At 50.6% G+C, this 24,912-nt stretch carries 19 protein-coding genes and 1 pseudogene; 11 read left to right on the plus strand and 9 right to left on the minus strand.

The window, feature by feature from the left end:
* The first annotated feature begins 36 nt into the window (after positions 1–36).
* The 6 genes from bluB to EBA_RS22260 all read left to right on the plus strand — a co-directional run bounded on the left by bluB (position 37) and on the right by EBA_RS22260 (position 6,950).
* The gene (gene bluB, locus EBA_RS22235) at positions 37–681 is read left to right on the plus strand and encodes a 5,6-dimethylbenzimidazole synthase (protein WP_407663591.1); all 645 of its coding nucleotides are present in this window, start codon (positions 37–39) and stop codon (positions 679–681) included.
* The gene (locus tag EBA_RS22240; RefSeq protein ID WP_192376774.1) at positions 671–2,182 is read left to right on the plus strand and encodes a cobyric acid synthase; all 1,512 of its coding nucleotides are present in this window, start codon (positions 671–673) and stop codon (positions 2,180–2,182) included. The genes bluB and EBA_RS22240 overlap by 11 nt, the downstream gene beginning before the upstream one ends.
* A gap of 565 nt (positions 2,183–2,747) precedes the next feature.
* On the plus strand, positions 2,748–3,254 hold the full coding sequence (locus tag EBA_RS22245; RefSeq protein WP_192376775.1) for a sigma-70 family RNA polymerase sigma factor: 507 nt from the start codon (positions 2,748–2,750) through the stop codon (positions 3,252–3,254).
* A 6-nt stretch (positions 3,255–3,260) separates the two neighbouring features.
* Positions 3,261–3,470: a DUF4880 domain-containing protein gene (locus tag EBA_RS22250; protein ID WP_229427859.1), complete on the plus strand. Its 210-nt coding sequence runs from the start codon at positions 3,261–3,263 to the stop codon at positions 3,468–3,470.
* Between the two features lie 50 nt (positions 3,471–3,520).
* Entirely contained in the window at positions 3,521–4,225 is a 705-nt protein-coding gene (locus EBA_RS22255; RefSeq protein WP_225616396.1) for a FecR family protein, read from the plus strand.
* 280 nt (positions 4,226–4,505) lie between these two features.
* Entirely contained in the window at positions 4,506–6,950 is a 2,445-nt protein-coding gene (locus EBA_RS22260) for a TonB-dependent siderophore receptor (RefSeq protein ID WP_192376776.1), read from the plus strand.
* Positions 6,951–7,161: 211 nt separating this feature from the next.
* Here the strand turns inward: EBA_RS22260 and EBA_RS24970 are convergent.
* Positions 7,162–7,701 (minus strand): annotated as a pseudogene (locus EBA_RS24970) (REP-associated tyrosine transposase).
* Between the two features lie 46 nt (positions 7,702–7,747).
* Here EBA_RS24970 and EBA_RS22270 point away from each other — a divergent pair.
* The gene (locus EBA_RS22270) at positions 7,748–7,885 is read left to right on the plus strand and encodes a hypothetical protein (RefSeq protein WP_192376777.1); all 138 of its coding nucleotides are present in this window, start codon (positions 7,748–7,750) and stop codon (positions 7,883–7,885) included.
* Between the two features lie 9 nt (positions 7,886–7,894).
* The gene (locus tag EBA_RS22275) at positions 7,895–8,407 is read left to right on the plus strand and encodes an RNA polymerase sigma factor (RefSeq protein ID WP_192376778.1); all 513 of its coding nucleotides are present in this window, start codon (positions 7,895–7,897) and stop codon (positions 8,405–8,407) included.
* A gap of 272 nt (positions 8,408–8,679) precedes the next feature.
* On the opposite strand, the gene EBA_RS22280 is transcribed toward EBA_RS22275, so the two are convergent.
* The 6 genes from EBA_RS22280 to EBA_RS22305 all read right to left on the minus strand — a co-directional run bounded on the left by EBA_RS22280 (position 8,680) and on the right by EBA_RS22305 (position 17,753).
* A complete protein-coding gene (locus EBA_RS22280; protein WP_192376779.1) occupies positions 8,680–13,314 on the minus strand; it encodes an EAL domain-containing protein in 4,635 nt (1,544 codons plus the stop codon).
* A 69-nt stretch (positions 13,315–13,383) separates the two neighbouring features.
* Complete coding sequence (locus EBA_RS22285) at positions 13,384–13,989, minus strand: tetratricopeptide repeat protein (RefSeq protein ID WP_225616397.1); 606 nt, start codon at positions 13,987–13,989, stop codon at positions 13,384–13,386.
* Positions 13,990–14,305: 316 nt separating this feature from the next.
* Complete coding sequence (locus tag EBA_RS22290; RefSeq protein ID WP_192376781.1) at positions 14,306–14,779, minus strand: CYTH domain-containing protein; 474 nt, start codon at positions 14,777–14,779, stop codon at positions 14,306–14,308.
* Positions 14,780–14,969: 190 nt separating this feature from the next.
* Entirely contained in the window at positions 14,970–15,557 is a 588-nt protein-coding gene (locus EBA_RS22295; RefSeq protein WP_020483819.1) for a phosphoheptose isomerase, read from the minus strand.
* A 5-nt stretch (positions 15,558–15,562) separates the two neighbouring features.
* Complete coding sequence (locus EBA_RS22300) at positions 15,563–15,931, minus strand: YraN family protein (RefSeq protein WP_192376782.1); 369 nt, start codon at positions 15,929–15,931, stop codon at positions 15,563–15,565.
* 1 nt (position 15,932) lies between these two features.
* The gene (locus EBA_RS22305; RefSeq protein ID WP_192376783.1) at positions 15,933–17,753 is read right to left on the minus strand and encodes a penicillin-binding protein activator; all 1,821 of its coding nucleotides are present in this window, start codon (positions 17,751–17,753) and stop codon (positions 15,933–15,935) included.
* A gap of 21 nt (positions 17,754–17,774) precedes the next feature.
* Here EBA_RS22305 and rsmI point away from each other — a divergent pair, with 21 nt between their 5' ends.
* Entirely contained in the window at positions 17,775–18,626 is an 852-nt protein-coding gene (gene rsmI, locus EBA_RS22310) for a 16S rRNA (cytidine(1402)-2'-O)-methyltransferase (protein ID WP_192376784.1), read from the plus strand.
* 20 nt (positions 18,627–18,646) lie between these two features.
* On the opposite strand, the gene EBA_RS22315 is transcribed toward rsmI, so the two are convergent.
* Positions 18,647–18,832 carry a YjfB family protein gene (locus EBA_RS22315; RefSeq protein ID WP_192376785.1) on the minus strand — a complete coding sequence of 62 codons (186 nt, stop codon included), beginning with the start codon at positions 18,830–18,832 and terminating at the stop codon, positions 18,647–18,649.
* 355 nt (positions 18,833–19,187) lie between these two features.
* Between EBA_RS22315 and EBA_RS22320 the strand changes: the two genes are divergently transcribed.
* Together EBA_RS22320 and EBA_RS22325 are read left to right on the plus strand one after the other, a co-directional pair.
* Positions 19,188–20,213 carry an HD domain-containing phosphohydrolase gene (locus EBA_RS22320; protein WP_192376786.1) on the plus strand — a complete coding sequence of 342 codons (1,026 nt, stop codon included), beginning with the start codon at positions 19,188–19,190 and terminating at the stop codon, positions 20,211–20,213.
* Between the two features lie 250 nt (positions 20,214–20,463).
* Positions 20,464–24,594 (plus strand): PAS domain-containing protein, encoded by a 4,131-nt coding sequence (locus EBA_RS22325; RefSeq protein WP_192376787.1) that lies wholly within the window; start codon positions 20,464–20,466, stop codon positions 24,592–24,594.
* Between the two features lie 42 nt (positions 24,595–24,636).
* Here EBA_RS22325 and EBA_RS22330 read toward each other — a convergent pair whose 3' ends face one another.
* A complete protein-coding gene (locus EBA_RS22330) occupies positions 24,637–24,903 on the minus strand; it encodes a glutaredoxin family protein (protein ID WP_192376788.1) in 267 nt (88 codons plus the stop codon).
* Positions 24,904–24,912: the final 9 nt, after the last annotated feature.

Raw genomic sequence — 24,912 nt, forward strand, 5'->3', positions numbered from 1 at the left:
CCCGAAGCCCCATTGGATTCTAAGGCCTCCTCAGCCGTGCATCGTTTTCCCGATCAACAACTTGCCGGCGTCTATCGCGCCATTGCCGAACGCCGCGACATGCGGCATTTTCTCTCGGCTCCGGTCGATGCCGAGATTTTCACCCGCCTGTTGCAGGCTGCGCATCAAGCCGGCAGCGTCGGCTTGATGCAACCTTGGCGCTTTATCCGCGTCACTGATCGCAATTTACGCAAGGATGTTCATACGCTGGTCGAGCAAGAGCGCCGGCTCACTGCCGAGGCGTTGGCCGAACGGCACGATGAATTTATGAAGCTTAAAGTGGAAGGCATACTCGATTGCGGCGAACTGCTGATCGTAGCGTTACCGGATCGACGCGAACAACACATTTTCGGTCGCAGGACATTGCCGGAGATGGACTTGGCCTCGGCGGCCTGCGCGATTCAAAACCTGTGGTTGGCAGCGCGCGCGGAAGGCCTGGGTTTGGGCTGGGTTTCGCTGTTCGACCCCGAAGCCTTGGCGCTATTATTGAAAATGCCTGCCGGTAGTCGGCCGATTGCGGTGCTTTGCCTTGGCCATGTTGCCGAGTTTTACCCCAAACCGATGTTGGAACTGGAAAATTGGGCAACGCCGCAACCCTTATCGGCATTTGTCTACGAAAACGGCTGGCCCGATGTATCCTAAACCGCCGTTCCCAGCGTTGATGGTGCAAGGCACCACTTCCGACGCCGGCAAAAGTACCTTGGTAACCGCTTTGTGCCGTTATTACCGGCGCCAAGGTATCGCCGTCGCGCCGTTCAAGCCGCAAAACATGGCGCTGAATAGCGCGGTGACTATCGACGGCGGCGAGATCGGCCGCGCCCAAGCCGCCCAAGCCGCAGCCTGCGGTTTGCCGCCGCATAGTGATATGAATCCGGTACTGCTAAAGCCCAATACCGATACCACCGCACAAGTGATTATTCACGGCAAAGTCCTGCAAAATCAATCGGCCAGCCAATACCACGATTATAAAAAAGTTGCCAAGCAAGCGGTTTTAGAATCGTGGCAACGCTTGAGCTCGCAATACCAGATGCTGATAGTCGAGGGTGCCGGCAGTCCAGCCGAGATTAATTTACGCGCCGGCGACATCGCCAATATGGGCTTTGCCGAAGCCGTGGATTGTCCGGTGATTTTGATCGCCGACATTGATCGCGGTGGCGTATTTGCACACTTGGTCGGCACGCTGGAACTGCTGTCGGCAAGCGAGCAACAACGCGTTGTCGGTTTTGTCATCAACCGCTTCCGGGGCGACATCGCGCTATTACAACCGGGTTTAGACTGGTTGGAGCAGAGAACCGGCAAGCCGGTGTTGGCCGTGCTGCCGTATTTGCACGATCTCTATCTGGAAGCCGAAGACGCTTTATCCACCCGGCATGCCCAACAGGGCGAAACCGGCGCTTTTCATATCGTCGTGCCGCATCTACCCAGCTTCAGCAATCATACCGATTTCGATCCACTGCAATTGCATCCCGGCGTGCAGGTAAGCTTTGCGAAAAGCCCCGCTCAACTCGCGGGTGCCGATTTGATCGTGCTGCCTGGCAGCAAGTCGGTGCGTAGCGATTTAGCTAGACTTAGAGCGCAAGGCTGGGACACGTTTATCAGTCGCCATCTGCGTTATGGGGGCAAACTGCTGGGGATTTGCGGCGGTTTTCAGATGCTGGGTAAGCACATTGACGATCCGCTGGGACTGGAAGGTCCGGCCGGTCGTTCTGCAGGTTTGGATTTGTTGGCGTTGGAAACGGTTTTGCAAACGGAAAAATGCTTGCGACAAACCGCCGGCACTTTTTACCGGCACACTACGCCGGTAGCCGGCTACGAGATTCATCAGGGCGTCAGCAGCGGCTCCGCGCTGTCAAACCCCTTATTTTCACTTGCCGAAGGCAACGATGGTGCCGTATCAGCAGACGGACAGGTGGCGGGAAGTTATCTGCACGGTTTATTCGATTTGCCCGAAGCCTGCAACGCCCTGTTGAACTGGGCAGGTTATCGGCACGCACAAGCGCTGGATTTTAACACCTTACGCGAAGCCGGTATCGAACGTTTGGCCGATTGTCTGGCGACGCATTGCGATTTTGCCCTGCTGGAAGCACAAGCTGCATATGCCACCTCAAACCAGACACTCATTCCGACTGAAAACAGCCACTAATTCCAATCGCAAAACCGCCACCCAACCCGATACCATTAAGCTAGTATTGAATGGCGGCTTTTGGAAGTAGCGATTTGTCACAATCGACCCCAAGGCGACATTCAGAGATGTTAGTTTCAAAAGTATTTGCAGGGCAAATTTGATGAAAAGCGGACGCTCAACGTTGTCTTTCTTAGATTGCTTACGTTGGCCGACCAAGTTACGTTCAGTCAATTAGCGCTATTCTTTAATAGCGAAGTTCCCGGCATTTTCAAATTTTGCCACGCAAAGACGAATCTTGGGGTGTGCTTTCTGATGCCTCAGAAGACACGGGGATACATGCAAATTTAATTAAATCATGTCATTTAACACGGTTTAATCATGTCAAATCGCGTACTCCGTGCGTAAATCAGATTAGTTGACCGAGCTGCCATAGCTATTCTTCTTAGTCTAAAATTTCGTAACCAATTGTTTATATATAAAAATCAATCAATAAATGCTAACAAAAAAGAGCAACTCTAAGGCAAGGTACAAAAATTGCCTCATCTATGGATTGTAACCAATTTTTGTTTCGACCCTGTAATGCATGACATCAAAAGGATTAACTGACAATTACATCATCAGCCAATTATATTCAGACCACCATGATTGGCTTTTACATTGGATTGAGCGCAAAGTCTCCTGCCGCTTGCAAGCAGAAGATCATGCGCATGATACCTTTGTGCGCGTCATTGCATCAAAACAAGCCCCCAATCTAAAAGCGCCTCGCGCCTTTCTGACAACGATCGCAAATGGTTTGCTGATTAACCACTGGCGACGAAGCGACATAGAACAAGCCTACCTGGAGCGTATTGCGGCTTTTCCAGAAGAATTTGTCCTCTCACCCGAGGAAAACGCCATCATTCTTGAGGTACTACGAGAAATCGATGAATTACTGAATCAACTCCCGGCAAAAGTCCGTCAGGCATTTTTCTTGGCGCACTTTGAAGATCTCACCGATGCCGAAATTGCCCAGCAGATGGGCGTCAGTGACCGTATGGTCAGAAAATATGTTGCACAAGCCATGTTGCAATGCTTGAGCGCGGACCTTTAACGCAACGTGCAAAATCAACGCCGCGCTAGTATTGATCCGCAAATCCTGGCTCAGGCTGCCGAATGGTATGCGATCCTGCGTAAAGGGCAGGCACACCCAATTGAGCAAGCACAATGGGAAACCTGGCTGACCGAACACCCGGACCACCAAACCGCATGGTCCAGAGTGGAGTTCCATGCAGATCGACTCAGATCACTCCCCCCAAGGCCGCCTTAGTTGCACTCACAGCGCCTGATATACATCGTAGACGCGCTATCAAGAACCTCATGCTGTTAGGTGCGGTGGGATTATCCAGTTGGCAATTTTCCCGCAGCCGCTATTGGCAAGCATGGACTGCGGATTATCATGTTGCACAGGGTGAAACCAAAACCATCACCTTGGCGGATGGCTCAACGGTCATGCTGGATAGCGGCAGCGCCTTGAATGTTGAATTCAGCATGGATTTGCGACGCTTACAGTTGCTTGCCGGTGAAATTTACATCGAAACCGCCAAAGACAACATCGGTTGGCACCGACCATTGGTGGTCGATACACAAGACGGCAGGGTTAGGGCGCTCGGCACACGCTTTAGCGTTAGCAAACAACCCGACTACAGCCAGGTCGCTGTTTATGCCAATAGCGTTGAAATCCAACCCACCGATCCAACCGCCTCAAAACAACTGCTGCAAGCAGGCCAGGAAACCCAGTTTGTCACAACTCATACTGATCCAACCCACGCAATAAAATTCGACCAACCGGCTTGGAGTCGAGGCATCCTGCTTGCCGACAACATCCCACTTAGTGAATTTTTAGTACAACTGAATCGCTACCGAACAGGCTATGTCACCTGCGCGCCTGAGATTGCCGATATGCGCATTTTTGGCTCCTTTCCCCTCAAAGACACAGACAAAGTTCTGTTAAATCTCCAGGCCAACTTGCCGATCAAGCTATCCAGCCCATTCCCATACTGGGTAAAAATTCTACCGCGCTAGTCGGGTTGTTTTACTCGGGTCATTGCGCTCCTGCTTCTTGATCCGTGACTGGTTCCTGTATGTAGCCACTGCATGGACTCCAGTGTTTCCCAGAGCAAGTCGGCTGCAAGTAAATTTCAACAGCAGTACGTGTGCATGTCGCAAAAAAACTGAATTTATTTTTTAAACAAAATCATAGTGTTAAAAAAATATTTAAAATTTTTTCATTTATTAGTTCCGGATTTTGAATCTCGATTGGCAAAGGTAATGACAACACCATTATTTAAAGGAGATAAAACCGATGTCAATGACGAGTCGCACCAGCAATGCAGGACTACAACCCTCGCGATTGCACCAGGCCATACAACACATTTTGCTGGCCTCCGCGCTAACCGTTTCCACAGCAGCGTATGCAGAGACCAGAACGGACACGGCCAACATCAGGCACAGCTATCACATAAGCGGCGGTTCATTGGGTCAGGCGTTAAGACAGTTTGCGACCAACTCCGGGCTTATGTATTCGGCGGAAGCTGCATTAACCGACGGTAAAACCACGGCCGGTCTGGATGGCGACTACACCGCCGAAGAGGGTTTGAAAAGACTCCTGGCCGGTACCGGTCTGACTTATACGTTTACAGCGGAGGGCGCGGTGGCGGTGAGGGTTGCCGAGACAGGAAGCAATGCTGCATCGACTTTGCCGGCGGTGACAGTGACTGGGAAAGGTGTTTATGACTCGACCGATCCTTATAACGAAGATTACAGGCTTCCCAATTCTTCCACTGCGACCAAGACCGATACTCCGATCATGGAGACACCATTCTCGGTACAAGTAGTGTCGAAGCAAGTAATACAAGATCGTCAAGCCGTTAGGATCGATAAAGCAGTTGAAAATGTCAGCGGTGTGGTTCAAGGTGGTTTTAATCAAGGTACTTCCGACGGTTTTCTAGTTCGTGGATTTCAAAATACAAATATGTACCGTGATGGATTACTCATGCCTACTGATTCTTCTACTACAACTAAACGTGAAACAGCTAATCTTGAGCGAATAGAGGTTCTCAAAGGGCCTGGCTCACTTTTATATGGACGAGCAGAACCAGGTGGTATTATTAATTTAGTTACTAAGCAACCTCTATCAACCCCATTTAACTCGATACAGCAACAATTTGGCTCTTATGCTTTCTATCGTACATCTATGGATTCTACTGGGCCAATTACCAAGGATGATACTTTGCTTTATAGATTAAACTTATCTTATGAAAACTCAGGGTCTTATAGAGATTTTATTGATAGGGAATCTGTTTTTGTCGCACCAGTAATTAAATGGAATATTGACTCACGAACTCAAGCATCATTTGAGCTTGAATACCAACATTACAATACTAATCAAGATGTCGGGATACCACAGCTGGGAAAAAGGCCAGCGCCTATCCCAATTAACCGAAGCTTAGAAGAGCCTTTCAACAGCAAGAATAATGGTGATAGTATATTAGCGGGATTTAATTGGTCACATGAATTTAACGACAACTGGAAAGTAGTTAATAAATTTATGACTCAAAACTATGACAATAAGGATATTCGCCAGATGTATATTGCTGGCCCTGCTCATCTAGACGGAACTGTAAATAGATTCTTTGTAAACTTCCCGCAAATCAAGGCAGAACGCTATTCAACCACAATCAACTTGCTTGGCAAGGTAAATACATGGAGCACAACACACAACCTATTGTTCGGATTTGATTATTTTAATACTAAAGACACTCTCAATGGAATTAATATAACAACATCTCCATCTGTACTTAATGTTTTTAATCCTGTTTATTTTACATCTCAACCATATTTTGAACCTGCTAATAGTTTTAACATTAGCAATACTGAGTCCTGGTATGGATTATATTTTCAGGATCAAATCGATTTGCCATATGATTTTCATGCTCTTGGTGGATTCCGATATGACAATGCACAGATTCGCAATAATATATCAGGAATTACTAGTCCTACCGAAGATAGACTTAGTCCTCGTGGTGGGTTGCTATGGCAACCAGTAAACTGGCTATCACTTTATGGCAGCTACACTGAGAATTTTGGTGTGTCAAACGTATCATCTAGTTCAAATGGCTATAATTTGCCGCCACAAACTGCACAGCAATGGGAAACAGGTATAAAAACTGAGTTTTTGGACGGAAAGTTACGATCTACAATTTCATATTTCAACTTAACAAAGCAAAATTTACCTGTTTCTATCCCAGGTACATTTTATTATAGAGCACTTGGAGCAGCAGAAACACGAGGAATAGAGTTTGATACAACAGGTGAAATACTTCCTGGATGGAATGTTATTATCGCATATACCTACACTCCGTTCGCAAAGATTATTAAAGACGTTGACAGCGATGGAGGAACAGGTAATCAAGGAAACAAATTATTTTCAGTTCCTCGAAATTCAGGAAGCCTTTGGAATACTTATGAAGTGCAAGAAGGTGATCTTCGCGGATTTAAGTTTGGGGCTGGCTTAGTTGGTGTTGGAGAGCGCCAAGGTAATATATTTAATACTTATCAATTACCGGGATACGTAACAGTAAACTTAATGACAAGTTACCAGATGAAAGTGGGTTCATCAAAAATTACTACGCAGCTGAATGTAGATAATATTTTGGACAAAACTTATTATGCAGGAACACAAAGCACCAACCAAATTCAATTTGGCGCACCTCTTACATTTATGGGGTCAATTAGAGCTGATTTTTAATCATATGCACTTAGATTTTTTATTAAAAATATTTTTCGACAGGGCATTAATGACCGGGTACGTTGGGATGTCGCGTAGATTGGGGCGAGGCACGAACCCCAACATTATTAACCGGTTCGGCCTTAATTGGTTATTGATGATTTTATTGGTTGCGCTGTTTCGCTGTCATGGTTCGCTGATAACTGAACCTTGTCGTGTTGGGGTTCGTACCTCACCCCAACCTACGCTCCCCAAACATTTTGTCGTTTTCGGGGGAGGCCGCCCCCCAATCGGCGGGTAACGTACCGGCTTGGATGTATCGGTGGATACTGGAATGCGGCCAGTCGGCGGGACGAGTGACATAACCGTGTTTGACGGGGTTGTAATGGATGTAATCGATGTGGTGGTGAAAGTCGTCTTCGTCTTGCAGGGTGTGTTCCCAAAACCGCCGCTGCCATACGCCACGCTAGCCTTTGCTTTGGCGACTGGCGTTGATGCGTTCGGTTTTGGGAATGCTTCTGGAAAATCCGGCTTTGATCAACATCCAGCGGGTCGGGTAATCGGCATCATCGGGTGGCAGAGTGAAAATAGCATGCAAATGGTCCGGCATGACCACCATGGCGTCGATCTGAAACGGGTAGTGGCTGCGAACAATGCGGATGGTCTCACGTAATATATCGATGTGTTCCACCAATAAGCGTCGTTTTCTCTCCGCCAGGTTGACGGTAAAGAAATAACTGCCACCTTCCGTGTAATTTCGTCGATATTGCATGGCAGTTGATGTCATTTAGGGTATTCGAAAATATAGCATGGGAGTCATGATGAAAATTCGCCAGTTGAGGGTTTTAGCGCAGCGTTACGACGGTCTAGCGGCGAAGCTGTTTTTAATCGTCGCCGGATGCAGCACCGGCGAGGCGGTCCGTCCACCCCTGTCCTGTTATAGCCAATACTCTTAACGTTAGATAATGAACCCCGACTATCCGCCGCTGACCGCGGCCTTTTTACGCCATCAAACCGAGTTGCGGCAATTTCTGTCACGTCGGGTGGATTGCGCGGAAACTGCAGCCGATTTATTGCACGATACCTTTTTGCATATTGTCGATTATCCGAACCAAGTGCAAATCGCTAATAGCCGGGCCTTTTTGTACCGGGTCGCCGGTAATTTGGCGTTGGATCATTTACGCTCACATGCTCGGCGCCAAGCGCGGGACGGTGGAGACTTGGACGAAGAATGGCCCTGCTCATGCCCGCAACCCGAACAGTTCGTGCAAGTTTGGCAACAATGGCGGGCGGTCAATCTCTGGTTAGGCGACTTGCCCGTATTCAGCCGGCAAATGCTTTATTTGTACCGCATAGACGGCAAAAGTCAGAGGCAAGTTGCCGTAGAACTTGGGGTTTCGGAGCGCCACGTCGAACACGTGTTGAGCCGGGCCGGAAAATTGCTGGCTGAAATGCGCTTGAGTGACGACAGTTATTAATCCAGCCCTACCAATGCCACTACTCACGAAAAACCAAAAATTGATAGGCAATTTAAATATTGAGTATCGAAGTGGATGATGCCAGGAAATTTCAAAGTAGATCAGGCCTGATCCTCTAAAATACGAATGACTGCTTTGGAGCAAACATCAAAAATTTCTGATTTTTTGGGGATGACCGCTAGTGGCCGCTCCAAAGCGTTCAAAATCTGGCTGGAGTTGTACGGAATGCCTGGCAGGTGTGATCGGAATACGCACAGGCCTCACTGTTTCGCTCAGGCTTCTGATTCGAGTTGCTCCAGTAACTGCACTATTTGCAGATTAGCTTTGCGTAACTTACTGAAATCTTCATCCCCACCATCCCCACCATCCATTCGATGACGCTGGAGCTTTTCCGCCAACAGCTGTTGGCGAGCTTGCGCCCGCTCCAGTTGCTCCAGTAAACCGGTATCAATGCGGCGTTCGTGCCGAATCCGTTCCAGCCACCTACCCAGATGCGATTTTTTCGAGTTAAGGATAGGCCAGCGCGGATTAGCGCCGGACGTGGATTGCAGGCATTGTTCCAGACGACGCAACCAATACAGCTGCTGAAGCTTCAGCAATTCCAATTGGCTTTGCCAACTATTAAGCGAAACCTTGGCGCAATCAGACCAGGCCGGATAATTTTGATAGCTATTGACCCAGCCCAATACCGCGCTCGCCGGCATGGCTGCGGCGATGGCACAACCTTGAGCGACGCTACACCCCAAGTCGATTAGAAAAATGCCATGTTCTATATCTTCTACACCTTCTGCAACCGCTTCGCGCTTGAACGCCTTGGCTAAAGCGATCACACTTTCGACAATGGCCATGTCGTCGGGGTCGTCTATCATGTTGCGCACAAAACTCTGATCGATCTTCACAGTGTTGATGGTCAAATGCCGCAAATGCGCCAGCGACGAATAACCGGTGCCGAAATCGTCGAGCGCACAGGGTACCCCCAGGTCGTGATAGCATTGTTTCAGCGTCTCGCCAACCGAGATCAAGTCTTCCAGTACGCTACTCTCCAATACTTCCAACTCTAATTGTCTCGAAGGAATTTGCGGGTATTCCGCCAGCAGGGTTTCCAGGGTTTTGATGAAATCCGGCCATTGCAGATGACGCGGCGATATGTTCACGCTGACTTGCAGATTCACACCTAGATCGTGCCAGATTTGCAATTGCTTGAATGCTTGTCTCAGCACCCAATTGCTGACGTCGATTTCCAACGAGGTATTTTCGACTATCGGTAGAAATTCGGCTGGCAGCAACACGCCGCGTTCCGGATGCTGCCAACGGATCAGGGCTTCCATGCCAACAACCTCACCGACTTTAATGTTGACCCTGGGTTGATAATACATGCAAAACTGGTTAGTCATCAGCGCCTGACCGACTTCCGCCAAGGCTTGCTCCAAACGGCTGGGACGTTGGTTGATAGGGGTCGCTTGTCCGGCCAAATGATCATAAATCCGATAGCGATTGCGACCATCCGATTTGGCTTGGTACATGGCCTGGTCCGCGTGGCGCAATAGAATATCCTGATCGTCCAAATCTAAAGGATAAATGGTGACGCCGCTGCTTGCGGCAATCCGCACATGCCGGTTTTCTAACTCGAATGGCTCGGCCATCGCCTGATGAATCCGCGCCAGTGCGTCTTCGCATTGCTGCACCGACTGCAGATTTTCGAATAACAACGCAAATTCGTCGCCACCCAGCCGGCAAACCGTGTCGCCTTCGCGTAGCTTTAACTTGATGCGTTTAGCCACTTCCACCAATAATTGATCGCCGATTTCGTGGCCGAAGTTATCGTTGACTTGCTTGAAGCCATCCAAATCCAGGTAACACACCGCCAACAGCGATTGAGCGCGTTTGCTATGGGCGATAGCCTGGGCAAAGCGATCGGCAAATAAGGCGCGATTGGGCAATTGGGTGAGCGGGTCGAAATGCGCCAACACTTCCAGGGCCTGCTGCTGTTGCTTGCTTTCGGTGATGTCCGAGAACAAACCCAGATAATTGATGATATTGCCGGCGTCGTCGCGCAAAGCCGAAACCGTTAACAATTCGGCATACAAATCGCCGTTTTTCCTTCGATTCCAGACTTCACCTTGCCAATGCCCGGTCCGGTTTATGATCTCCCACATGGCGTCATAAAATTCCGGCAATTGCCGGCCGGATTTCAAAAAGCTGGGGTTTCGGCCCAGCGCTTCCTCGCGGCTATAGCCGGTGATGTCGGTGAAGGCGGCGTTGACATCGATGATCGCCGCATCAAGGTCGGTAATGATGATGCCTTCGTGCGCGTCCGAAAACACCCGCGCCGATAGCCGCAGTTTTTCCTCAGCCGCCTTGCGTTTGCTAATGTCATGGACAATGCCGCGCATGCGCACTGGTTTGCCGCCGCTGTCTCGCTCGACTTGGCCAACCGAACGCATCCAACACTTTTCGCCGGTAGGGGTTTGGATACGGTATTCCACGTCGTACTTGGCGCCGCATTCCAGATGCTGCCGGGTCGCCTCTATGATTAAAGGCCTGTCTTCCGGGCAAACCACTTCCAGGAAATCGCTCCAGGTGTGCATTGCCTTATTCGGAAAACCCAATTCGGTCGTGACGATTTCCGACCAAAACTGGCGATTTTTCAACAAATCCGCTTCCCAAATGCCGACGCCACCATAGATTTGACAGATACGAAAGCGTTCTTCGCTTTCTTTTAGTGCCAGCTCGGTCTGTTTGCGTGCGGTAATGTCCTGGACCAACACCACAAATTGGTCGGGGCCGGCCTTATAGCAATCAATGGCATACCAACGGCCCAAATCGGCTACACAGTTTTCGAAATGCTGCGGTTCGCCGCTGGCGTCCAAATCGTCAAAACTGGCGATCCAAGCACCCTCGGTATTAGGCAATACCTGTTTCACGGTTTTGCCTATCCAATTGTCACGAGCGATGCCGGTCATTTTTTCAAAAGCCGGATTGATATCCAGATAGCGATAATCGACGATTTTGCCGCTTTCATCGCGGATTACCTGATGTAATGCAAAACCCAGCGACATATTGGTGTAAAGCCTGGCCAAGTCAGCTTCACTCGCTTTGCGGGCTTTGATTTCCCGCCGCAGCCTGAACACCCAATAGGCAAAAAACAACAAAGCCAATAAGGCTGCGGCTGCCGATCGCAACAGCGCCTCCAGCCGAATGCCTTGCTCGACCTTCAAGCCCATCCAGCGATTAATAATGGCATCGTGTTCAGTTTGGCTGATACTGGCGAGGGCTTTTTCCAGCAGCGCCAGCAATTGCGGCTGGGATTTTAGGGCTGCCATCCGGGTTTCGTTGACATACCCGGGTTGGCCGGCAATATGCAGATTTAAGAAACCCTGCTGCTTGATCGCATAACTGGCCGAGGCGGCATCACCGATATATGCGTCTACCTTAGCTTCAGCAAGTAAATTGAGCGCTTGTTTTACCGATGCGGCGGTAACCAGTTGCAATTCTGGATAGTCTCGACTTAGTAGCTCCTGAACAAAATAACCTTGCTCAATGGCAATCTGGCGACCTGCCAGTAGTTGTAAGGAATTAATATATCCGCTGGTTTCATCGCCGATAATCAAGGTCGGCGTGCTAATGTAAGGTTGAGTAAAATTCAGATACTGTTCGCGGTCAGGTGTTTTGCTGGCACCGGCCAGCATATCCAGCTCACCGCGTTTAGCCATATCCAGGACTTCCTGCCAGGATTTATCCTTGGTGATGACAAATTTCACTCCCAAACGCCGCTCGATCAATTGCAGGTGCTCGGCTATCATGCCACGGTACTCGCCGGCGGAGTCCAGCCATTCGTAGGGCGGAAAATCCCGATCGATGCCCACCCGAATTTCAGGATGTTCGGCCAACCACAAGCGTTCCGCCTCGCTCAATTGCAGATCGCCGGACTTACCGCCGCCATAAACAAAGTCGTTAAGCTCGCTGTCGTTCAAGGGCCGGGCCAATTTCAAGTTGGCGTAAATCCCGGCCACACGGCGTAAGCGGGCAGACTCGATCTGGCCGAGGGGGATATTGTCCGGCAAGATCAGTTTGCGCGTTTCCTCGGCTTCGTAATGCAGTTGCTCCTGGCTAAATTCTCTTGAATACTGCTTTTGGATCAGTTCGATAAGCGCATCGGGATGCGCTAGAGCATATTCCCAGCCTTTTAGAGTGGCGCGGCGGAAACGCTCGGCCCGCCCCGGATGTTGCTGTAATTCTTTGCGGTTGGTGAACAGCAGGTCGCCGTAAAAGTCGATACCGTAGTTTTGTGGATTGATGATATTGACTTGGATGCCTGCGGTCCGAAAAGCGAAGGGCCGGTCGGTGATATAGCCGGACATTACATCAACTTTATCCGCAATAAAATCAGCGTCGTTAAATGTCTCGGCAATTTTTTGATAGCGGCTTTCGTTCAGATTGGCTTCGGCCAACAGCGCGCGAACCTGAGCATTATTCTCGCCAACCACATCGTACATGATGCGTTTGCCGGCCATTTCGTAAGGGCTAATGATGCCGGACGATTGTTTACTGAATAGCACCAGCGCATCGTGTTGAAAAATCGCGGCCAGGGCGACGATGGGCTTGCCATTGGCGAACTGCGCCACGATGCCGGAATCGCCGATACCGTATTCGGCTTGCCCGGAGGCAACTTGTTCGACGTAGTCCAGGCTAGGTGCGCGCTCGCGTATTTCTACTTGCAGGCCTTCTTCGGCATAGTAGCCTTGCTCGATTGCCGCGTAATAGCCGGCGAACTGGAACTGGTGAAACCATTTTAATTGTAATGCCACTTTTTCCAGCGGCCGATTTGCGCTGGGCGTAACAGCGAGGCTGGACGTACAAAACAGTACAAAAAATACCGCTGGCAGCCAGAAAAGAGGGTTTTTCATAAATGCCAGTCGCGACCTTTTTTGAAAGTAGGAATATTCTACATCCAAAGGCAAATGGGCTAAGCGGATTTAGTCAGCTGTCGCGGAAGTGAACAGCGATTGGAATTTATTTTTGCCGGCGTTGGATTTACGTTGCTGGGTATTCGCCAACGCGAGTTTAGCTTCGTTTTGTAACTGGCTATCTGCAAAAACTTGCTGTTTGCGCAACGGAGCCTGGACGGCCTTGCGCAAATATTCCTCGGCTTCCGCGCTACGATCCTGTTGTAGTAAATAATCGGCGTAGAAGTAATTGGCATCAATGCCGTTAGGATTAATTTTCAAGCTGGCTTTCAACATTTGCTCGGCGAGTTGATTATCCCCAAAAGATACCGGCCAGCCAGGGACCATGTAATACAGCGTACCCAAAGTGACATACGCCGCACCATCCAAGGCATTGGGATTTTGAGCAATGGCTTCTTCCAGCAAGACCTTGGCCGCATCCAGGCTTGACAAGGCAGCCAGCGCAGATTGAAACGCCGCATTGGTAGCGATGATAGTGGCTTGCCAAATTTTCGGCTCGGCGGCATTCGGGTAGCGCTTTGTCAATTCCGCAGCTTGTTCTTGCAGTTGCGGATAAGTCTGCCTTTGCCGGGATTCATCGCTTTGGTAATAAGCATTGGCCCAATCACTTTCCAAATGGGCAATAGCTGTCGTAAGCTCCGATGCCCGCAGCGGAACGGCAAAAAGTATCAAAAAAACAACAATAGTAGCTTTAGTCATACAATCAATATAGAGCATTGCATTCTCTATTTCAATATGCACTTTAAATTATTGTTTTAACGAAGTATTGCCTATCGCCAAAATTTGCCACGCTCCACGCTGCAGCGCGCCTGCTTAGGTCTATGCTTGTAGTGCTGTAGCGACTCAGCGAATACCTTGTGCCTGTTTTGCAACATCCGACGCAAAAACCGGAAAACAGCGTTTTTTATCGCGCATCCTGGATTGCTGCCCGTTACTTGTCCCAATCTTTGAACGGATGTTTGCAAAGATTATTGTTGTAGTATCGTAAATCGTCAGTAACTTCCATGCCCACCCAGGCCGGCTTAGCAAAAGCCTCACCAATTGCCGATAATTCGATTTCAGCGACAATCAAACCTTGGTTGTCGCCCATAAACTCGTCAATTTCCCAAACATGCCGGTCGCGATAGACAAAATAGCGGATCTTTTCGACTAGCGGTTTGTGGCATAGCTCGTCGAGAATGCTGTTGGCATCGCTTAATGGAATTTCATATTCGAACTCCTGCCGATGAGTGCCGATAGTGGCTCTCTTGATATTCAGCCAGGCCTTGCTATCGGAAATCCGCACGCGTATCGAGCTGAGCGGACTACTGCTTAAATAGCCCTGTTTGTAGTGTACGGAATGATCGACTTCACTGCGCCAGTCGTCGTTCGCCAGCAAAAACTTATGTTCAATCTCAAGCGCCATAGCTGTTTTCCTTTGATTGGGTAGCTTTATTGTTAATCGCTTAACTCATTGGATAGGGATTATTTTGCCTCGGTTCAGACGAGAGCATAAAAGACTTTCCAGCCTTTTTCGCTGGGGATTAACAGCGCACGACTCGATAGTTCGGTTTACACCGGTTATCACTCAACCCGATGAACCGGCGAATCAGGCATTAGCCGCCAAATAGCTGATGATCGATCAAATCGCATAGGCAATGCGAGATCAACAAATGCACTTCCTGAATGCGGGCGGTGGAATAGGACGGTACGCGGATTTCGATGTCGGCTTCGTTCAAGGCACCGGCCAACACGCCGCCGTCCTTGCCGCTTAGCGCGATCACCGTCATGTCGCGGTCGTGGGCCACTTTCACCGCCTTAATGATATTGCCGGAGTTACCGCTGCTGGTGTAGACCAGCAAGATGTCGCCAGCCTGCCCGAGAGCGCGCAATTGTTTCGCGAAGATTTCGTCGTAGTGGTAGTCGTTGGCGATAGAGGTAATGGTCGAGGTATCGGTGCTCAACGCAATCGCCGGTAAAGCCGGGCGTTCGCGCTCGAAACGGTTGAGCATTTCCGAAGAAAAATGCTGGGCATCGCCCGCCGAACCGCCGTTGCCGCAAGTCAGCACCTTTTTGTCATTTACCAAGGCCTCGACGATTTTTTGCGAGGCGAATTCGATCAGCTCGCACAGGCTGGCCATCGCATCCTGTTTGGTTTGAATACTGTCGGAAAAATGGGCGATGATACGATCTTGTAAACTCATAATGCTCAGGTTTGAAAAGCGTTTTTAATCCAGTCCAGGCGGTTATCGCCGGATATAGCAACCACGTCGAAGCGAATCGAGGCATGGCTAAGGTTGTTGATTATGACATAGTGTTGTGTGGCCGCGACGATGCGCGCCTGTTTTTGCCGGGTGATACTGGCTAGAGCGCCGCCGAATTGTTCGGATTTGCGAAAGCGTACTTCCACGATCACCAGCGCCGCGCTGTCCTTCATCACCAGATCCAGCTCGCCCATTTTGCAACGGAAATTGCTGCACACCAGTTGCAAGCCCTGCTTTAGTAAATAAGCCAAGGCCTGTTGTTCGGCGCTATCGCCTTTCTGCAGATGGACCGGCTTGGTTTTGCCGAATAACATGCTACTCGAGAAAACCCGAGGCGACCGGCACGCCGCCTTTGAACTGTGCGCAGACCAGTTTGCGGGTAATGCGGTTTTCGCCGCTTAAGGACAAGCGACCGGTCGCGCCGGCATAAGGCCCGCCCGCCAACTGCGGTAATTGGCCGATGATGTTGTAAGCATCTATGCCCAACGCCACCAGCTTGACCTGACTATCGCTCAGGCCTTGCCAAGTGTTCTGCACGGCTTGTTGGCTAAGCGGACCGCTATAGGCATCGGCAAACACCCAGGGCAAATCGCAGAAATTAACCTTGCCCAGCTCGCTGTCACGAACCGGGTTTTGCCGGCCACTGTAAATATTCGGCATCGCATAAATCGATAATTCGCTGCTTTGCGAGTACTTTAGTTGCGGCGCGAGCTCTCTGGCCAATTCCGGGCTGGCGCTGACGAACAAGGCCAATGGTTGTTTCTGACTATTCACGCTGATGCTGGGGCTGAGCAAAGTTTTCATGATGGCCGCGAAATCGTGTTGCTTCGGATCGTAGCTTTCCATACCAACCACCGCCCCACCGTTGGCTTGCCAAGCCGACATCAGATAATGGCGCACGCGTTGGCCTTGAGTGGTATCGGGTGTCAGCAGCACGGCGTTCTGTTGACCATCGCGCTTGGCCTTCAGCACCAGCTGTTCCGCGTCATCGATTGGGCTGAGGCCAAATTGATACAAATTGCTTTTGCTCAGGTTTTCCAAATGATTCAGCGCCAGCACCGGTACAGTTAATTCGGTGGATTGCGCCAAACTTTCGATTTGTTCTTTCACCAATGGCCCTATCACCTGTTTGGCGCCGTCGCTAACCGCTTGCCGATACACATTAGCTATATCGTCTTTTTCGCTGTCGTAATATTTTAATGGCATTTGCGGGGCGGCGCTGGCGGCCAGGCGATGGGCTACGGCCAGCCCTTCCCTGATCGCTTTAGCCGCACCGGCGTAAGTGCCTGAACCTGGTAGTAACACGGCAATGATCGACCCTGGCGCAGGCGCTTGCGCCGGTTGTTCGGGTTCTTGAAGTGCTTGCTGGCTGATGGGCTGCGGATTCAAATAAGCTTGCAGATAATCAGCGTTTGCCGGATGACCGGGATACATTTGCCGCCATTGCTGGATTTGTGCGGCCGTATCGAAACCGGCTACGCCGCGTTGCTTAAGAATTTTAGCCAACGCCATCCAGCCACTCAGTTCGTCGACGATGGGTGACGAGCCGCTTAGCGTCTCCAGCGGTAACACGCTAAGCGCATCCAGGATCGCGACAATATTTTGTTTTTGTTGTTCCGGTTTTTGCAGTAGCCGGCCAAGTTTCAGACGTGCTCGGACGCTGGGCAACACATCGCCCAGCAAGGCATTCACAAAGGCCATGGATTGGTAATAGGCTATCTGATCGGCGTCGGTCATTACGGCGGGGCGCACACCTTCCAGTTTTTTCAAGGCTTGCTCCGCATCACCCATGCTCAATGCTACTTGGGCCTGGAGTAACTTGTATTTGCTGAATAACTCCGGCGGCAACTGCTCGCTGTTGACCTTATCCAGGGCTTTTTGCGCGGCCTGGGTGTCGCCAGCCTGCAGTCGGGTGTCGGCGTCCAGCAGGTGCAGGCTGTTTTGATTGTCGGCCATCCGGTAACTGCGCGGCGGTTCGGCCGGCTTGGCTTTCCGGGCGCTGGTCTGCGGGCGCACTTCCAGCTGGGTCTTGTTTTTGACCGGTTGTTCGCCGCACGAAGCCAGTATTAACAGGCCGAAAAACCAGCAGCTTAAAACACGACGCGGCATAATGGCGGCAAATTTGCGATCAGACATAGCATAGGGCCTGAAGAATAAATGTACGGAAAATTATACGTGGTTGCCACGCCAATAGGTAATCTGGCCGATTTCAGCTTTCGGGCGGTGGAAATATTAAAACAGGTGGATTTGATTGCCGCCGAAGATACCCGCCACGTCAAAATGCTATTGCAACATTACGGTATCAATAAGCCGTTGCAGTCTTTACATCAACACAACGAAGAACATGCTTCGCAAGGCTTGGTGAACAAAATCCGCGAAGGCCAATCGGTGGCCCTGGTGTCAGATGCCGGCACACCGATGATCAGCGACCCGGGCTTCCCGCTGGTCAAGTTGGCCAGACAACAAGGCGTGGACGTGTGTCCAATCCCCGGTGCCTGCGCGCTGATCGCAGCCTTGTCGGTGGCCGGTTTACCGACCAGTCGCTTTAGTTTCGAAGGCTTTCTGCCTCGTACCGGTTCGGCGCGACGCAGCTTTTTTGAAAGCAAACTGGGCGATTCCTCGACTTGGGCCTTTTACGAATCCAGTCATCGCATCCAGGCGGCGCTAGAAGACATGCTGACGGTATTTCCGGCCAACCATCAAATCGTCGTGGCCAGGGAAATCACCAAACTGCATGAAACCATTGTCGGTGACGAATTAGCCAAAGTATTGGAAAAAGTGCAGAGCGACGAAAACATGCGTAAGGGCGAATTCGTGGTGCTGGTGGCCGGTCGAGAGTCTAGCGCGCAAGACGATGAACTAAACGACGAGCAACGGCGGATATTGGGAATATTGCTGACTGAATGTTCCACCAAAACAGCCGCCGCGCTGACTGCGGAGATTACCGGCCAGCGCAAAAAAACGTTATATCAGGCCGCTCTGGCGATACAGGATAAACAAGACAGCTAAGCTTTACGCAACCCGCCAAATCAAACCCGGACATCGACACTGTTGTTCGGCACACTGGCCGACTCCAGCAATTTCAAGGCGTTTTGCCCTTGTTGATCCTGCATTTCCTTGGCTTTAGCCAGCACGGCGACTTGGACTTGCTGACCGGTTTTTTGGGTGGACATTTGTGTCGCCAGCGCGGCGATGGAAGAGACGGAATCAAGCATGGCATGGCCTCGTAGGGTTTATTTGATGGCAGCAATCTCGGCAAGGCGACATTGTTGGCATATACTAGGTTATCGAGCTGTGGGCGGATAACTTTAGGTTGTATGTAAAAAAATGTCCACTCGGAGATTCGCCCGCTGATTACCAGAGTTTATTGCAGGTAATTAAACGTAAGCTATCAACTCGCTCCGGAGTCGGAAGATTGGTTGCCGGCATCAAAATCGAACCGGGTAGCGTGTATTAACCTCCGTCGATGGACAAACCGAAGTCGACCGTTACGGAAGATGCCCGCTATTTTGCCAATAACTGCGATTGACACTACCCTGACAATGTTTCGGCAACCCGATTAATGATTCTATGACACAAAAAGGCAATATTCTTGCCGTGGACGACACCCCGGCATCATTAAAGCTGTTAACGGATATTCTCAAGGAAGAAGGCTACGAAGTACGTTCCGCGATCAGTGGCCAATTGGCGTTGAATTCCGCGTTGAAAAATCCGCCGGAGTTGGTGCTATTGGATATTCGCATGCCGGAGATGGATGGATTTGAAGTCTGCCGACAGTTAAAGGCCAATCCGAATACTCAGGATGTACCTATCATCTTTGTCAGCGCGATACTGGATACTGATGAAAAAGTGCGGGGCTTTGATTTAGGCGCGGTGGATTTTGTTACAAAGCCTTATCAACGCGATGAATTATTGGTTCGGGTGCGAACTCATTTGGAGTTCGATCGGCTGCGCAATCATCTGGAGGAACAGGTAGAGGAACGGACCGGCAAGCTCATGGAAAGCGAGAGAAAGTTGCGCGCCAGCATGCTGGATTTCGTCACAGCCATTGCCGCCACCATCGAAGCGCGCGACCCTTATACAGCCGGACATCAGTGCCGCGTCGCCCACCTCGCCACGGCAATTGCCCGTAACCTGCAATTGTCGGAAGATCGAATCGAAGGGCTTACTCTGGCGAGCGTGGTGCATGATATAGGCAAAATTCGGATTCCTGCCGAAATCCTGAGCAAGCCCGGACGGCTAGACGATTTGGAATTCAGCCTGATTAAGCGGCACGCCGAAACCGGCTACGATATCCTTAAATCCATCAATTTCCCTTGGCCAATTGCGCAAATCGTGTTGCAACACCACGAACGTCCCAACGGCAGCGGCTATCCGCATGGCTTGAAGACAGGTGAAATTCTACTGGAAGCCGAAATTCTAGCTGTCGCCGACGTGGTGGAAGCGATGACTTCTCATCGTCCGTACCGCGCAGGCTTGGGGCTTGATGCTGCACTACTGGAAATTTCCGATCATCGCGGTGTGCTTTATAAACAAGAGATAGTCGATATTTGTTTGAAGCTTTTTCGCGAACAGGCTTACAGTCTGCCTGTTTAATCCGTTCCTCGCGCATTGAACCGAGGGCTTCTGCGAATATGGTACACACGAAATCGTTTGCTCGGATACTATGGCGCGATAGCTAGTAGCAGTTCGAGAGTCTTTGTGACGTTTTCCCGCAAAGTTGGAAACCCAGGCAAAGCAAAAACCGGTTATGCCCGCTTTCTCCGGAATATCCGGTTGTTAGGGTTCCGCCAAGTCCTATAGCGCTTGGACACCCGTAAACCATGTCTGTCTTTTGGGTTCAGCTATGCCACGTCAGCCTGATTTTCAAAACAGTTTCTCCAAGCGGCTGATTGCCGGGGCACTACTGCTTAACCTACTGGTTCTCTCTACAGTAGGATTTGCGCTGTATCTCAGCTTCGACAAATATCAACAGCGCGCAGAAATCAATGCGCAAAACTTAACTAACGTCATCTCGCAAAACTTGGGTAGCGTCATCGACAAAGTCGATTTAGGCCTATTGGTGACAGTGGACGAATTCCAACGGCAACAGACTTTGGGGAAGGTCGATGCCGAAGCGATGTCTGAGTTTATGCGGCATTTGCAATCAAGTCTGCCATGGGTGATTGGACTTAGAGCTACCGACGAGCAGGGCTGGATAGTCTATGGTGTGGATGTACCTAAAGACACGCCGCTCAACATGGCGGATCGGCTCTATTTTTCCAGTTTGCGCGACCATCCGGAACTTGGCCTATTTATTAACAAACCGGTGATGTCTCGTATCAATAAGGTTTGGGTCATTAATTTTGCACGCCGTCTTAACTATGCCGACGGCAGTTTCGCCGGTGTGGTTTTCGCCAATGTTTCTTTGGATAATCTGGGTAATGCGTTTTCCAACCTTGATGTTGGCAGTCGCGGAGCCATTAACCTAAGGGATGGGGACATGGGCGTGATTCTTCGTTACCCCAGCCCTGAAGTGCCTGACAGCGTGATAGGCGATAAGACCATTTCGCCTGAATTTCGCCAGACGCTCGAAGCCGGGCATGCAAACGGCGTCTTCTTTACGCCGACTAGCTTCGACAAAACCACCAGGGTAGTGTCTTTTCGAAAAATAACGCCTTACCCGCTTTATATCAGCGTCGGACTGGCTGAAGACGACTATCTGCTTGAATGGTGGGATGAAGTCTTCGAAATGACCGGCCTAGTAATACTGTTCGTCTTACTCTCGGTCAGTAGCGCGTGGTTTATTGGCAAAAGCTGGAAGCGACACCTGGAGATTGCCAAACAATTGGCGATTGAAGAGGAGAAGTTCCATACCGTTGCTGACTTTACCTACGATTGGGAATATTGGGAAGGCCAAGACGGCCGGATTTTGTATATGTCACCGTCAAGCCGGCGAGTGACAGGTTATGCCGCAGAGGAGTTCTTGGCGGATGCCGAGTTGCTGTCAAGCGTTATCCATCCCGACGACAGGCATTTGATGGCCGGTCATCTACACGATGCCGAGCATTTACGCTTGGCGGAAGTGGATTTTCGCATTGTCCGCCGCGACGGCGAAATTCGCTGGATCTCTCATTGTTGCCAAGCCGTGTTTGGGCAGCACAACAACTACCGCGGCCGGCGTATCACTAATCGCGACATTACAGAACGGCACCTATTCGCTACTGAAATCAATCGGCTGGCGCAAGCGGCGGATCAGAATCCTACCGGCATTCAGATTACCGACCTTAAGGGCATATTGATCTATACCAACCACGCCTACACCTGCATCACCGGGTATGCGTTTGGCGAGGCCTATAAAATGACGCCTCGCGCATTAGTTTCAAGTGAAATAACTGCTGACGAGTATCAAGACTGTTTGGCAAATTTGGCAGCAGGCAAACTGTGGAACTCCTCGCTGACAAATCGCCACAAAAGCGGCGAATTGCGTTGGGAACAAATCACTGCATCGCCGATTTACGACGATACCTATCAGGTTTGCAATTATCTTTATTTACGCACCGACATCACCGAAACCAAGCGTGCGGAAGCAGCCTTATTCCGGCTGAATCGCGAGCTGCGAGCGATTAGTGACTGCAATCAGGCTTTGCTGCGTACCGACGACGAACAAAGCTTGCTCAAAGAAATCTGCCGCATTGTCTGCGACGAAGCCGAATACCGTATGGCCTGGGTCGGCTATCTTGAGCAAGATCAGACCCAAACGATACGCCCGGTAGCCTGGGCCGGTTTTGAAGACGGCTATCTGGCTGCTACCGATCACAGTTATGATGAGGCTGCGACAAGCGCGAGAAGCCCCGCCGCCGCCGCCATTCGCAGCGGCGAACAAGTATATGTTCAGGATGTTAGTACGGATACCTTGATGACCTTGGCACGAGACGCTGCGTTGCAGCGCGGCTATCGCTCAGTTATTGCCTTACCTTTGAAGAATCAAAAAGCGGATAGTTTCGGATCGCTAACGATTTATTCTTCGGAACCAAACGCTATCACAGAAGCGGAGATCCGTTTGCTGGAGGAACTAGCCGGCGATTTGGCCTTTGGCATAACCGTGCTCCGCGACAAGGCTGAGCGATTGCGAATGGAAGAGCATTTACGCGACTCCGAAGAGCGGCTACGTTTGACATTAGAAGCTAGCCAAGTCGGTGTTTGGGACTGGGACGTAAAAAACGACCAATGGTATGCCTCGCCTACCTATTACGCGATGCTCGGCTATCCTTCGCGGACCGGTATGGTTGACCGGCTCGAATGGTTCGAGAGCGTTCATCCTGAGGATCAGGCGGAGATCAGCGACAAAATGAACGACGTGTTGTCCCGCGATTTCACAGAATATCAATATCAAGCACGGATGCGCCACGCAGACGGCAGTTATCGCTGGCAGTATGTGCGCGGTTTCGCCATTAGGCGCGATTCGGACGGTAAAGTCATGCGGATGCTGGGTATTCGCATGGATATTCACGATCAAAAGCAAAACGAGGAAGAATTACGGCGTTATAAAGAACACCTCGAAGACGAAATCCAGCAGCGTACTTCCGACCTGGTATTGGCGCGCGATGCGGCAGAAGCCGCAAATAGGGCCAAGAGTACATTTCTAGCCAATATGAGCCACGAATTGCGTACCCCGCTGAACGCCATTCTCGGTTTCTCGAAATTGATGCGAAAAAGTCCCCAGCTGTCGGACGAGCATAGGCAAAACCTGGATATCATCAATCGCAGTGGTGAACATTTGTTGACCTTGATTAACGATGTGTTGGAAATGGCCAAAATCGAAGTGGGCCGCCTGCATCTGGAAAATGCCCCCTTCGACCTGGGCAATATGGTGCGGGACATTACCGACATGATGAGTGTCCGCGCCGCCGAAAAAGGCCTAAGGTTGTTGATTGATCAGGCTTCGCAGTTTCCGCGCTTTATCGCCGGGGACGAAGCCCGCTTACGTCAGGTGTTGATCAATCTGGTGGGTAATGCCATTAAGTTTACTCAGCAAGGCGGCGTAACCTTGCGCCTCGGCACTCGCAAAAATCGCATTTCGCATCTACAGATCGAAGTCGAAGATTCCGGAGTGGGAATCCCGGCGGCTGATCAGCAACGTATTTTCGAGCCGTTCGTACAGTTGGGCGAACGCGGGGATAGTCAAGGCACCGGGCTGGGATTGACCATTAGCCGCCAGTTTGTGGAACTGATGGGCGGCACGCTTAGCTTGGAAAGCCACCCTGATCAAGGTGCTTTATTTAGAATTGACTTGCCGCTCGCAGAGGTTAGTGGGGCGGATATTAGCGGCCTCAATCTCGACAAATCGGAAGCCGGGGCCGAAATCGGCTTAGTTGAGGGGCAAACCGACTACCGCATATTAATCGTTGAAGATCAGCGCGAAAACCAGTTATTGCTTGCCAAGCTAATGGAATCGGTCGGATTTTCCTGCAAGGTGGCCGGCAACGGCGCACAAGGTATAGAGCTATTTCAAACTTGGCAACCGCACTTTATCTGGATGGATAGGCAGATGCCGGTAATGGACGGATTGGAGGCAACCAGAAGAATCCGTAAGCTGCCGGGCGGGCAGGACGTGGTAATTGTTGCCCTGACAGCCTCTGCGTTCCTGGAACAGCGTAGCGAACTACTGGAAGCCGGCATGAACGACTTTATGCGCAAGCCTTACCGCTTTAACGAAATCTATGAATGTCTGGCTAAACACTTGGGTGTACGTTACGTTTACGAGAGTGTTCCGGAACAAAACCGGCAATTCGCGATATTAACGCCAGCCATGTTGGCCGACTTGCCGACATCGGTACGCGAAGAATTGAAAAATGCGCTGGAAAGTCTGGAGCCCGAACGCATAGAAAAAGCGATTGTTCTGGCAACTGCGCAGGATACGGAATTGCGCAAAACCCTGACCTATTTGGCTGACAACTTTGACTATCCTGCCATTCTGAAGGCCATAGCCAGCTGATTTTTCGCTCGGCTTTGCGATTTGACTGCCGCTAAACAGATACTAAGCCAGGCGTTCTGGCGGCAAACAGTCGTTTGTGTCGGTGGCTTGACTAAACGCTTTTAGCTTCAGGCTATCAAATGGCCAATTTAGCTGGCGCCGGCTATTGGCATGCCATAACACTGGGACCAACAAGCCGTAGTCGCACAACCATTGCTCGCTGTCCATAATGTCCCGGCTCGTAAAATCCAGCCCGGCAGCTACCAATACCGCTTCCGCCTCTTCGCACAAATGGCAGCCTTCGGTGCCGAACAGGATGAAATCGGCCATTGCTGAAGG

The organism is Methylomonas albis, assembly GCF_014850955.1.
GTDB lineage: Bacteria > Pseudomonadota > Gammaproteobacteria > Methylococcales > Methylomonadaceae > Methylomonas > Methylomonas albis.

Coding starts and splice junctions, on each gene's coding strand:
- EBA_RS22240 (WP_192376774.1), top strand. CDS start 671: ATGTATCCTAAACCGCCGTTCCCAGCGTTGATGGTGCAAGGCACCACT.
- EBA_RS22245 (WP_192376775.1), top strand. CDS start 2,748: ATGACATCAAAAGGATTAACTGACAATTACATCATCAGCCAATTATAT.
- EBA_RS22255 (WP_225616396.1), top strand. CDS start 3,521: ATGCTGTTAGGTGCGGTGGGATTATCCAGTTGGCAATTTTCCCGCAGC.
- EBA_RS22260 (WP_192376776.1), top strand. CDS start 4,506: ATGTCAATGACGAGTCGCACCAGCAATGCAGGACTACAACCCTCGCGA.
- EBA_RS22270 (WP_192376777.1), top strand. CDS start 7,748: ATGATGAAAATTCGCCAGTTGAGGGTTTTAGCGCAGCGTTACGACGGT.
- EBA_RS22275 (WP_192376778.1), top strand. CDS start 7,895: ATGAACCCCGACTATCCGCCGCTGACCGCGGCCTTTTTACGCCATCAA.
- EBA_RS22280 (WP_192376779.1), bottom strand. CDS start 13,314: ATGAAAAACCCTCTTTTCTGGCTGCCAGCGGTATTTTTTGTACTGTTT.
- EBA_RS22290 (WP_192376781.1), bottom strand. CDS start 14,779: ATGGCGCTTGAGATTGAACATAAGTTTTTGCTGGCGAACGACGACTGG.
- EBA_RS22295 (WP_020483819.1), bottom strand. CDS start 15,557: ATGAGTTTACAAGATCGTATCATCGCCCATTTTTCCGACAGTATTCAA.
- EBA_RS22300 (WP_192376782.1), bottom strand. CDS start 15,931: ATGTTATTCGGCAAAACCAAGCCGGTCCATCTGCAGAAAGGCGATAGC.
- EBA_RS22305 (WP_192376783.1), bottom strand. CDS start 17,753: ATGTCTGATCGCAAATTTGCCGCCATTATGCCGCGTCGTGTTTTAAGC.
- rsmI (WP_192376784.1), top strand. CDS start 17,775: ATGTACGGAAAATTATACGTGGTTGCCACGCCAATAGGTAATCTGGCC.
- EBA_RS22315 (WP_192376785.1), bottom strand. CDS start 18,832: ATGCTTGATTCCGTCTCTTCCATCGCCGCGCTGGCGACACAAATGTCC.
- EBA_RS22320 (WP_192376786.1), top strand. CDS start 19,188: ATGACACAAAAAGGCAATATTCTTGCCGTGGACGACACCCCGGCATCA.
- EBA_RS22325 (WP_192376787.1), top strand. CDS start 20,464: ATGCCACGTCAGCCTGATTTTCAAAACAGTTTCTCCAAGCGGCTGATT.
- EBA_RS22330 (WP_192376788.1), bottom strand. CDS start 24,903: ATGGCCGATTTCATCCTGTTCGGCACCGAAGGCTGCCATTTGTGCGAA.